Below are 1,434 nucleotides of genomic sequence, written 5' to 3'. Positions count from 1 at the left end.
GTCTAATACTCCCAGCTGCCAGCATCTCTCGGCGCCCCCCAAGTCTGCAGGCCGCAGGTCACGCTTGGCGCTCTTCGAGCCAGTGGCTCCCCTCGCCCATGAACTCGTTCCCGGCCTCGACGAGGATGTCGAGCTCCCTCCGTGTGTCGGCCACATCTGGAAACCAGACGCCTCCATCGGTCTGATTGCCCCAGTCGTCCTCATGCAGACCGAGTCGCCATCGCACTCGAATCTCGATCATGGTCGCCCCTCGGTGGTTCGCGTCGAAAGCATAGAGCGGAAATTCGGCGAAACGAGGGGGCATACGCCTCAAGCGCCGACCACAACGTTCAGACCGGAGAGGCGGACGAGCAGGCTCGCGTGGCCACTGCTTACGGTCACACACCGGACATTGCCGGAAGCGTCAGAAGTGCACGGTCTTACTGTCCTTCATCGGCAAACGGGGCGGCGTCCGGCCCAATGTGCGCGGACGATTTTCCATGTCGCATCATGCATCGACCTTTGCGCCAATCCGTCGATGCCGAGCATCTGCGCAGATGGCGCCATACGGATGGGCGCGCCGTCGTCCGTCTGCCTAAAGTTGGCTAGACGGGGTACCCACTGCCCCCCACGTTTGACGAACTCAGACACGGCGCTCGTTCATATACTGGTTTCGTCGTCGCCTATCAGCTCGCCGGATTGGTACTGACATGCGGCGAAATTTGGAGGGGAAGCAGTGCTTAGCTCTTTCACGTTTGCCACTGTTCGCATTGCCAAGATGCCGTTGGTAGCCACTCTCAAAGCGTTGCGGCCGTGACGGATCGACGCGCCGCCACGTACGCGGGGCATCTTCGGTTCAGCACATTCGTTCAATTCGATGTGCTGCGGACAGGTGGTGCCACCGGCGCAATGTMAAGGGCGCTGCGCGCCTACCCACGTTCCGATGGAGAGCCCGCCCACCGCMATCAATGCCGGCCTTCTCGGCTGTCCGCGTGGGCAAGCTGGGTATCGGGCAATTTGGTTCCCTTCATGCTGTGGACTCACGAGATTCCAAGGCGATGCACCGAAAGGACACTACATGACTAAAACCCTGACGACGAATGTATTCAAATTCCTCGCTGTTCGTCCGGCACAACGCGTTACGGAGGAAGAAACCTCTCTAGCAATAATTAGAGATGCCAAGGCCAAGAGTGGCGCGGGTAAAAGGGAACTCCAACAACTGGCGAAGAAGTTCTCGGAAAGGGGGGCCGCTCTTGAGTACTTGAGGTCGATTGAGCAATCAGTGCTTGAACCAATCGCTCAGCGATGCCGTGACTTGACCAGGAGCTACCAACGTGCCCTATCCGAAGACGCCAATGTGGATGCTGATGAACTCGTCAAGAAATCRGGGCTCGTCAGCATACAGAATGTAGGGGGCACGAACGTCGAAAGTCTTGCTTGGGAGGCCCTCTATGC

At 58.8% G+C, this 1,434-nt stretch carries 2 protein-coding genes; one reads left to right on the top strand and one right to left on the bottom strand.

Annotated elements, in window-relative coordinates; translation table 11 throughout:
- Positions 1–58 precede the first annotated feature (58 nt).
- Positions 59–241 (bottom strand): hypothetical protein, encoded by a 183-nt coding sequence (locus AC1D15_RS32080; RefSeq protein WP_477829236.1) that lies wholly within the window; start codon positions 239–241, stop codon positions 59–61.
- Between the two features lie 816 nt (positions 242–1,057).
- Here AC1D15_RS32080 and AC1D15_RS32075 point away from each other — a divergent pair.
- Positions 1,058–1,434 (top strand): hypothetical protein (locus tag AC1D15_RS32075; protein ID WP_477829235.1); only part of this gene is annotated, 377 nt, incomplete at its 3' end.

This window comes from Rhizobacter sp. P2_H2 (assembly GCF_056403375.1).
The sequence above is the reverse complement of the archived record's forward strand: the minus strand, read 5'-3'. Positions and strand labels throughout refer to the sequence as shown.